The organism is uncultured Thiodictyon sp. (assembly GCA_903837595.1).
GTDB lineage: Bacteria > Pseudomonadota > Gammaproteobacteria > Chromatiales > Chromatiaceae > Thiodictyon.
This window is the reverse complement of record CAILVI010000350.1, coordinates 1-7195: the sequence shown is the minus strand read 5'-3', so window position 1 is coordinate 7195 and position 7195 is coordinate 1. Positions and strand designations below refer to the sequence as shown.

Annotated in this window: 3 protein-coding genes and 1 pseudogene; 2 read left to right on the top strand and 2 right to left on the bottom strand. The window is 55.0% G+C overall.

Going from position 1 to position 7195, the window contains the following annotated elements:
* On the top strand, window positions 1-857 hold an 857-nt coding region (locus QZY44_RS20105), incomplete at its 5' end, for a restriction endonuclease (RefSeq protein WP_295450780.1).
* Window positions 858-1688: 831 nt separating this feature from the next.
* On the opposite strand, the gene QZY44_RS20100 is transcribed toward QZY44_RS20105, so the two are convergent.
* Window positions 1689-3671 carry a DEAD/DEAH box helicase gene (locus tag QZY44_RS20100; RefSeq protein WP_295450777.1) on the bottom strand — a complete coding sequence of 661 codons (1983 nt, stop codon included), beginning with the start codon at window positions 3669-3671 and terminating at the stop codon, window positions 1689-1691.
* A gap of 28 nt (window positions 3672-3699) precedes the next feature.
* The gene (locus QZY44_RS20095; RefSeq protein ID WP_295450774.1) at window positions 3700-6666 is read right to left on the bottom strand and encodes an ATP-binding domain-containing protein; all 2967 of its coding nucleotides are present in this window, start codon (window positions 6664-6666) and stop codon (window positions 3700-3702) included.
* A gap of 221 nt (window positions 6667-6887) precedes the next feature.
* Here QZY44_RS20095 and QZY44_RS20090 point away from each other — a divergent pair.
* Window positions 6888-7195, top strand: a pseudogene (locus QZY44_RS20090) (CbbQ/NirQ/NorQ C-terminal domain-containing protein); the annotation flags it as partial.

The following is a 7195-nucleotide window of genomic DNA, read 5'->3' as shown; positions in this document are numbered from 1 at the left end:
GCGCTGGCGTTCAAGCAGATGTCCTCTCGGATTTGCAGCAACGAGTCGATAATGATCGGCAGAATATCAATAAGTTCGCAATCGTGAGGACAGTTCTCGAGCGGATTAATGAAAAAGAAGACTCTACACTTCGCGAACGCAGAGAGATCATCAAGCGCGTAGCCGAGTTTGAGAACTTCTCGTCCTGTTGGTCTGAAGATCAGCTAAAAGCAAAGGGCTTGGTTTCCGAAGTGCAACGCGTTGTCAACGTGAAGGACAGCTTTACGCGCATTAATCAAGAACGAGAAAAGGAGAGGCAGGAACGGGCGGAAAATAGCCGGAAGGAGATCGCTGCAACACAAGAACGCAGGAAAAGAATTGATGACCTGAAGCAGCGTCTTTACATTTTGTTTCCGATGGACAATGAACCCCAGAAACGGGGCAAGTTGCTTGAGTCCGTTGTAAACGATCTTTTCACGATTTACGAAATCTCGATAAGAAAAGACTTCAAGAGAGTGGATGCTAGCGGCGCCGGAGTGATTGAGCAGATTGATGGCGTCATAGAATTCAAGGGCCAGATCTATCTGGTAGAAATGAAATGGCTAAAAGAAGCCATTGGCGTTGACAGCATTGGACAACACCTTGTGCGGCTCTATCAGCGAGATGGCGCCCGCGCTTTGTTTATCGCCGCAAACGGCTACGCAGATACAACGATCAGTGAGTGCAGAGAAGCCTTGGACAAGAAGATAATTGCACTCCTAAATCTTGACGAACTCGTTATGATGCTGGAGGCGCACCGCTCGCTTACGGACTTGCTAGACAAGAAAATCCAGGCGGCGATTGTCGATAAGAACCCCTACCAGCGAGTTCTATCTTGATATCCCCCAAGGCATACGCACAAGCTCCGGCGGCCTGCTGGCGGCGAGTTGTGCTTACAAAAGAAGGGAGTGCGATGGCACACGAAAGCTGCCCTAAATGCGGGGCGAGAAAGCACCAGCTTATGGCATGTCCAAGCTGTGGATTCACAAAGATAGGAAACGCTGAAAATGCCTTATCGCAATCCAATAAAGCGTCCGATGCGTCAATCGAGACGATAGGTCCTTCGCTATCCCAAGAGCACATTGTCAAAGGGTCACCCCTCAGAAAGTGCCCTCAATGTGACGCGCTAGTTCAAGAGGATCGCTTGGCCAGCCATATCCAGCGCGTTCATGTTTTAAGTAAATCGAAAAAGATATCTAAAAGAGGGATTATTGGCTCGACGTCTCGAACTAATTCATCGTTACGAAAATGTATGGTATGCGGAAGACCAGCAATCCCGGGTGATAACGTCTGCTACAGCCACTGTCGATAACGTTAAGGGGGCGGTGCAATAGGGAGCAGACAATGGGGGAATGCTGGTTATTTCGTGGGGCAGAGCGGGCAGAGGGTCGGGTTTTTCAATCAATTATATCCAAACAACTCATGATTTAAAGGCCTGATCGCGCGGATTCACGCGTCCAATGTGTGGCAGTAACGAGGTATCACGCAACAACAGTGCCTATGGCACATAGGGTGGAACACCGCAGGCGGCGTCTCCATTTTGGATCATGGAATGGCGGATCGTCCCGCGGCCTTGTCGCTCTAAATCTTACCAAATTATTTTGCTTTTTTTCCAGGTTCCCTGCGGTATTGGCTCAGGATCAGGCGGTTGGTTATCCCCTGGTCGCGCTTCAGACTGTTCTCGATTTGGTTTTATCGCGCAGAATAGACACTTGGAAGCAGTGTTCGCCTCCTGTCAGTTCGTTGATTATCCAGAGCTTGCTATTATCACTAGCCGCTCGCGAGACCTCACCGACATAGCCGCCTACCGTAACGCGCCGTCCAATGGCAATCCGCGGGAATCCTACCTCCCAGACCAAATCGGTCAAGGGAATCGCGACGCGGCTGTCACTTGCAAGTCTGGTAATGTTTGAGATCTGTCCAAATAAAGGATTCGCACAGTCGGTTTCTGACAAGAATAGGATGATCTTTGCCTGGGCTCTGCTCAGGGCCACATTAATCAGGCGCCGTGCGTCCTCCGTGAGCAGGAATGGATTCGATCCGTCGACAGGATCGAAGAGCACAATAGCCGCCTCACTGCCCTGCGCCCGATGAACAGTACTGACTTTGACCCTTTTAACCCCGTGGGCACTCAATCGTTGGCGTAACAACGCCCGTTGCGCGCGGAACGGTGTCAGGACAACCACTGAGCCGGGCTTGGTGGAGAGAGTGTCGAGCGCCGAACTCAAGAGTTCTGCAATCAACTCAGCCGACTGATACCGAATCGGGCCTTGGTAATGCTGCGACCAGGTACCAGATTCGGACACTGGCTGGAGACTGATATGTTGGTCAGCAGCGATATCGCCGACCACCACCTGCCGCTCGGCCCTCCACGTATCTATATTCTCTATGTGGGAGGCGACCCTCAGCGACCCGCCATAGAATAGTTGACTGACTATGCTGCAGATCGGCTCCGCCATGCGGGATTGCTCGTCCAGTATGCAGATCGATGGTCCGCTGTTAGGCTTAAGATCGAAGGGCGAACGGGCAAGCCATCGTTGCGCGTGCTTCGATTGACTCCGCACCACCGGGGCCAACTGCGCCGGGTCCCCTGCGAACAAGCGTGATCGACCTAGGGGCATCAGCATTAGGGCATGAGCGAGTCCGACTTGGCTCGCCTCATCGAAAACCAGCAGATCGAAAGGCGGCAGTTCACGAAGGTCTGCCAGTGTGAACGCTGCCCTAGTCGTGGTCATGCTTGCTAGTCGGGCGCTTCGCAGTACATTTAGGGACTGCGTTTGCACCTTTTTGCGCAATTTCTCGACCTTTTCCGCCCACGCGCTGTAATCCTCAATCTCTTTGGGCGAGGGGCGCTCGCCCTCAGCTCTGGCAAGACGCGCAATCAATTCGCGATCCAAGACAGGAAGCAAATGCTCACGGCCATGGTACTCGCTCGCAATGAATCTGCTGCCGATTCTCTTGACGGTGTCACGCAGTAACCGTCGATTAGAAAATTCCAGCGCCTTGTCAACGGCGACTGTCGCCTGATCGACGGCATGATTAGTTGTCGAGAGCAATAGGACCCGTCCACGCGGATTGACATGCAAATACTCTGCGACGATCACTCCCAGGACCGTCGTCTTGCCGGTTCCCGGTGGTCCCCAGAGAAAGCTGCTCGTGTTCCCGAGGAGCTTAAGCGCCTGCCGTTGGGCACGGCGCAGCCAGCGAAACTTATGGCCGGACAGGGGATTCACAGGGAACGTGGATGGGGCACCGAGATCCTCCAGACAGGCAAATGCGCCAGTGGCCCAGGCATTATCTTGCCAACATTCCGCCAGCGCCTGTAGATAGCGTGGCGGATAGAGCCGAATGAGCTGACCGGCACCAGGCGGGTGGGCCGTTGCGTCCTTGAGAATGATCTGATCGTCTTCCGAAATCACCGTAAGGACACTAGCCCCACCCTTGGGTGGGCACGCCCACCAGGCCGCAGCGCCGTCAAACGAGTCGTCTAGGACAACCCTGGTATGGCGACCGTCCGCGTGTACCGCTCCAGGTTGTATGGTCATCCTCCAGATGTTCTGGACTCGCTCAATCGCCTGGACTTTGAAGTCGTAGTATTCCGGCGTGGCAGCAAGTTCCGAACTGATTGCTGTGCGAATCTCCTGGACGGTCATGGTCTAATCAAGTCACTTATCGGCATCATCACAGCGCGGCGAGTGTGTTCTCATACCGTTCCCAGACGCTATCGAACGCTGAGAGTGGACGCGAAATGTGGCTCAATAAAATCAGTTTGCAGCGTGATCGCGTCAAGGCGACATACAAGCGGTTAATATGCGCTGGATCATCGAAATCATAGGACTCCAGATAAGGCACAATCACGACATCGAACTCCAGCCCCTTGGCATGGGTCACAGAGGTGAAGTGTCGTACGTGGCGCCGGGACAAATCAATTTTCTGGGATAGCTCCGCATCCACCATTTGGGCCGCAAGCTTGGCCTTGCATTGATCGTAAAAAACTGAGGCAGTTTTCTGGTTGTTCAGGATCACCGCGGCAGTGTGGTGGGGTTGGACGTTTCGCAGCGCATCGATCACTCTGTCCACCGCATCCTCTTCGTCCTCCACAAAACTCAGCTCAGGGCCATACAGGTAGTCGGCATGTTCGAGAAGACGGGCACGAAGCTCAGCACTGGGTTCATAACTCGTGAGCCCGTCCTGAAGGTGCGCCCGGAAGCAAGCACTGAACCACGCCAAGCCTGGGGCTTCCAATTGTCGAAGGTTCTCAGTCAGTTGGACTCGCGGTACGGATCGGTCGGGGAAGCAGGCGAGGATGTCGATCACGCTGCCGTTATGCAGCTTCTGGGCTATGTCGCCTACCACGGTGACTGCCCCATACTCCGGCCGAGCCTGCTCAACCATCAAGAAAACTTGCTGCTCAGTAAAATCCTGTACCTCGTCGACAAACACAGCCTGGTAAAAAGGAGGCTCGCTGAGTTCCCGGGGTATTCCGGTAAAACCACGGCCGATGATGTGAGCAATGCATAGCAAGAGATCAAGGTCTTCCTCGGCAAGCTTGCGTTGACGAAGTTGCTGGTCAATGCAGGCGGCCAGCAGGGGGTCCGGAAAAAATGACCGGTGACCTGCGAGTGAGGCTGAATAGGCATCGGCGAGAAAAGCCAATGGCGCGATCAAGGCGCGGCGGGCGGCACTATTGAACAGTCGGTCGACTGAAGTCTGCGATGTCGGGCCATCGGCCATCCTAGTTGCCGTGCCTTCGGAGTTCTCCAGGTGCTCTTCGTTGCTCGTTGCCGCTGCTTTCGGAACCAGTGTCAGTTGCCTTTTTCCCAAACCACGAGACAGGCCCAAGGGTCGCAGTTTGCCGTCGCGCAGAACGTATAACCGGTCTGTGGCCTCTGGTAAGAGACGGAGGTATAGGTCCTGGACATCCGACAACCTCGCGGGAACGGTAATCCCCGTCGGGTCACGCACGACAATCGATCCTTGCTCCAACAGAGCGCGGGTTTCCTCACCCCAAGCCAGTGGATCACCCGTTTCGGACAGCAGAACCAGCGAATCATCCACGGGGTCGCACCCATCGAGAAACACGAGTCGAGCCGCGTTTCGTAGGAACAGAGGTACTTTTTCCGCCATGAGTTGTTGCGCGAGGTCCCGCTCCCGTGGGGCGGTCCAGGAACGATCGCCGATCGTGACCCATAGGACGTCCTTCCCAAGGACATCTTGTCTTATCTGTTGGATTTTATCCTGAATCCGCGATGCGAGACGATCAAGCGCGAATCCGCTCTTAACAATCGACCGGTTTAACTCGCTCGCGAGTCGAGCGACCTCGGCTCGTAATCGATCTACTGCCATAGAGCCGACCCGCAAGGCGACCGTCTGGTCCGCGGGAGCGAACGCTGACGCGATATCATCGGTAGTGGGCGAGTCAGCGATCAGCAACCGAGACCAGTAGGCTGCGATCGCCCGGTCAGCGGCCTTCAACCAAGCCATCGTGGTGGCTGTGTGTGTCTCTCGGGGCGCGTCCAAACCTGCCCATCGAGAAGCACCAGGCCTGCTCCGCTCCACCCGCCGATGTAGACGCAAACGGCTGCGGAGTTCTGAATACTCCTGAACTGGCAGGTTCGGCAAATCCAAACGGCGGCAGGTTTCGCGGAGATACTGAATCAGCTCCCCAGTGCGGACGAACCCCACACAACTCTGTTGGGAAAACTGACCGGAAAATTTTTCTGACCAGTAATCGAGTTTTTCACCCACAATCGCACGAAATTTGGATTCATCGACGAGATTGTTGAATTCATCTATGAGACTATTCACGTTGAAATCGGACAGCATCTTGGTCCGACCAAGTGCGGCTGAGGTCTTGCCGGAACCCGCGACGCCCTCTACGAACATCGGTCCCATCGGCGAGCGTGACATCACCTCATCCTGCTCGCGAGTGCGATTGATGTAGAACGTCTCGCTCAGGCCGTAATATTCTTCGGCACGGGCTGCCGGGGTACTGCTGGATAAATCTTCTTCCTCGGACTCCAAGGTACCATAGGGAGTTTCCACCTCATCGTCGTCGACGGGGATTGCATCGACGCGGAGGTGGGGTGGTTCAAGAACTGAGATGGGTTCGGCCACTTCCTCGTCCGAGGTCCGCTGCGATGGTTCTGCTAGGACTTGCTTAACAGACGTGGACGCGACCGGGGCGGTTGCACCTGCAAGAAACGACCGAAGATTTGTGATTTTGACCTTGCCTGGATCGCCATCGACCGTCATCCGCAGGAAATTTTTAACATTTTGCTCGAATAGGATGCCATCGAACCGGTCAAAGAGCCGAACCTCCAAGACGCGGTACTCGCCCCAGCGAGGAGTCTCGTCCTCATCGCCCGGTTTCAGAAAACTGCACAGCCGGCCGACCGGAGAATGGGGTGTGGCGTATCCGGATACGCAGCTTGGATAGACGACCGGTGTAGAGCTGAGACGAAACGTCTGTATGCCTTGTTTCTCGGTCTCGATCACGACCGTCTTGCCGTAGGCGTGACGTCGCAGTGATTCGTACTCAAACTTCCTTTGCTGATAGACCATCTGGTCGGCATAATCGATCACGCCCTCCAGTACCGCAAGCTCCTCTCTCGATCGGCTCACCTTTTCTTTTTCGGAGATTGCCATCGCGTCTCGTCCCTCGATTCGATTAGTGATCAAAAGAGATCAGGCTGGAATATAATTTGGGATGGTATGGGCGAAATTAACTCGAGTGTGACCCATTTACCTGGCTCATGCCCTCTGCTGTCCTGACACAATTAGGGTCAAGGCTAATACATGACCAACAACCCGTCAAGTAACGCTGGAAAAAGTTTTTGCCGCCGAGATCGATATATTAAGGGGTGTTCGCCACCGGCAACTCGGTGGGCGCGGGGGACGGCTCGGGGCTCTATCAGGGGGTCTTGCGCCAGAACCTGGCCTTCATGGACCGCTTCCGGGTGGTCCAGGTCGGTTATCCCGAACCCGCGGTCGAGAAGGAGATCATCAAGACCCAGGTCCCGAAGCTGCCGGACCTGATCGCGGAGAAGATGATCACCGTGGCTGGCGAAATCCGCCGGCTGTTCGTCGGCGCCAAGGAGGGTGGGGCGGAGCTGACCGTCACGATGAGTACGCGGACCCTGGTCCGCTGGGCCGGCCTTTCGCTGACGTTCAAGGG

Coding starts and splice junctions, on each gene's coding strand:
- QZY44_RS20100 (WP_295450777.1), bottom strand. CDS start 3,671: ATGACCGTCCAGGAGATTCGCACAGCAATCAGTTCGGAACTTGCTGCC.
- QZY44_RS20095 (WP_295450774.1), bottom strand. CDS start 6,666: ATGGCAATCTCCGAAAAAGAAAAGGTGAGCCGATCGAGAGAGGAGCTT.